Origin of the sequence: Burkholderia sp. HAN2018, assembly GCF_024704855.1 — a bacterium.
Classification (GTDB): Bacteria; Pseudomonadota; Gammaproteobacteria; order Burkholderiales; family Burkholderiaceae; genus Burkholderia; species Burkholderia cepacia.
In genome coordinates, this window is sequence record NZ_QOBB01000470.1 from 1 (window position 1) to 2,027 (window position 2,027).

The window sequence follows — 2,027 nt, forward strand, 5'->3', positions numbered from 1 at the left end:
GGCGGCAGCCGAGGCGTCGGAAGCCGTTGCGGCGGGCGCGGACGCAGCGGCGGCGGACGCCGCGTCGTCGGCGAGCGCGGAGCCGACGCCTGCCGCGATCAGCGAGCCGGCCATCAGCAGGGACATCAGAAGTTTGCGCATCTTGGGTTTCCTCTTGTCGCTTGTCTTGTCTGTTCTGTTACAGCGCGTCTGCGCCCGTCTCCCCGGTGCGAATCCGGATCACCTGTTCGATCGCCGTGACGAAGATCTTGCCGTCGCCGATCTTGCCGGTGCGCGCGGCCCGCTCGATCGCCTCGACCGCCTGGTCGACGAGATCGTCGGACACCGCTGCCTCGATCTTCATCTTCGGCAGGAAATCGACCACGTATTCGGCGCCGCGATACAGCTCGGTGTGCCCCTTCTGGCGGCCGAACCCTTTTACCTCGGTCACCGTGATTCCCGAGACGCCAAGCGCCGACAGCGCCTCGCGCGTCTCATCGAGCTTGAACGGCTTGATGATTGCGGTAATGAGTTTCATGAAGTCCTCTCGCTGAGTTGTCCCGTCGAATTGGTTGGAATGTTGTAACGGACTCTCCTCAGCAACTCGCATGCCATGTCGATTCGAGCACCGTTTCAAAGGGCTTCATCAAGGGGTCGCATCCCGCGATGTAAGGTGCGCAAGCCCGGCCGAATGGCCAACGCGGGCCGCTTTGCTGGCGCGGCGAAAGGAACGTTGCTAGAGTGCACGCACGTCCCGGGTCACCGGGCCATTCACCCATGCCGGCGCCATGCCCGGAATTCGCGCCCCCGGCGCACCATTTCCGGTCATGCGTGCATCATGGGCACGTACGCAACTGAAGATGCACATTTTTTGTGCAAGGAAGGGGAATCACATGAAGCAACCCAGCGACGTTTTCAACGATCTGCAGTCGCGCGTCAGCGATCTGCTGAAAAACTCGCCGGCCAAGGACGTCGAGCGCAACGTGAAGGCCATGCTGTCGCAAGGCTTTTCGAAACTCGACCTCGTCACGCGCGAGGAATTCGACACGCAGGCCCAGGTGCTCGCCCGCACCCGTGTGCGCCTCGAGGAACTCGAAAAGCGCGTCGCCGAACTCGAGCAGAAGCTCGCCGCGCCGCAAGCCTGACGCCCCACCCGGCCGCAAGGTCCGGGCGCGGGCCGCCTCGTGCGGCCCGTGCCCGCCAGCCCCGAAAACCTGAAACCCTGAAGCCGCGCTACCGCGCTTCGTCGTAAGTCGTTCTCCGCAGCACCTCCGCTCTTCGCTGTCCCTCGCTCTTCGCAGCACCCCGTTCTTCGCAGTCCCTCGCTCTTTTCCCGCGCCACGCCGGCAAGCGCGCACCGATTCCTCCGATTCCCGCGGCATGCGGCCACGAACGGCCGTCGCCCGTCCGTCTTGTCTACAGGAGCCTCGCCATGTCGCTCGCCGTGGTGCGCAGTCGCGCGCCCGCCTCCGGCCGTGCGCCGGACGTCACCGTCGAAGTCCATCTCGCCAACGGGCTGCCGTCGTTCTCGATCGTCGGCCTGCCCGATCTCGAGGTCCGCGAAAGCCGCGAGCGCGTGCGTGCCGCGCTGCAGAACTGCGGTTTCGAATTCCCCGTGCGCCGCATCACCGTCAACCTCGCGCCGGCCGACCTGCCGAAGGAGTCGGGGCGGTTCGACCTGCCGATCGCGCTCGGCATCCTCGCCGCGAGCGGCCAGATCCCGGCCGACGCGCTGGCCGGCCGCGAATTCGCGGGCGAACTGTCGCTGACCGGCGCGCTGCGGCCGATGCGCGGCGCGTTCGCGATGGCGTGCGGGGTCGCGCGGGACTGGCAGGTCGCGGAAAGCGGTGCGGCTTCCGGTTCGGGCAACGGTAATCAACGGGCCGCCCCCGATCCGGCCGCCGTCGCGTCAAACGCTCCCGAGCTGTACCTGCCGCTCGCCAGCGCCGCCGAGGCGGCGCTCGTGCCGGGCGTCACCGTGTTCGGTGCACCGGACCTGCCCGCGCTGTGCGCCCACCTCGCCGGGGCGCCCGACGCCCGGCTCGCAC

At 67.5% G+C, this 2,027-nt stretch carries 3 protein-coding genes; 2 read left to right on the forward strand and 1 reads right to left on the reverse strand.

What is annotated here, in order from left to right:
• Positions 1-178 precede the first annotated feature (178 nt).
• Positions 179-517: a P-II family nitrogen regulator gene (locus tag DPV74_RS41045; RefSeq protein WP_027789049.1), complete on the reverse strand. Its 339-nt coding sequence runs from the start codon at positions 515-517 to the stop codon at positions 179-181.
• 355 nt (positions 518-872) lie between these two features.
• Here DPV74_RS41045 and DPV74_RS41050 point away from each other — a divergent pair, with 355 nt between their 5' ends.
• Together DPV74_RS41050 and DPV74_RS41055 are read left to right on the forward strand one after the other, a co-directional pair.
• The gene (locus DPV74_RS41050) at positions 873-1,124 is read left to right on the forward strand and encodes an accessory factor UbiK family protein (RefSeq protein ID WP_006489451.1); all 252 of its coding nucleotides are present in this window, start codon (positions 873-875) and stop codon (positions 1,122-1,124) included.
• 287 nt (positions 1,125-1,411) lie between these two features.
• Positions 1,412-2,027 (forward strand): magnesium chelatase domain-containing protein (locus DPV74_RS41055; protein WP_276142164.1); only part of this gene is annotated, 616 nt, incomplete at its 3' end.

Bases quoted from the DNA above. Each gene is read 5' to 3' on its own strand.
- DPV74_RS41045 (WP_027789049.1), bottom strand. From the start codon at position 517: ATGAAACTCATTACCGCAATCATCAAGCCGTTCAAGCTCGATGAGACG.
- DPV74_RS41050 (WP_006489451.1), top strand. From the start codon at position 873: ATGAAGCAACCCAGCGACGTTTTCAACGATCTGCAGTCGCGCGTCAGC.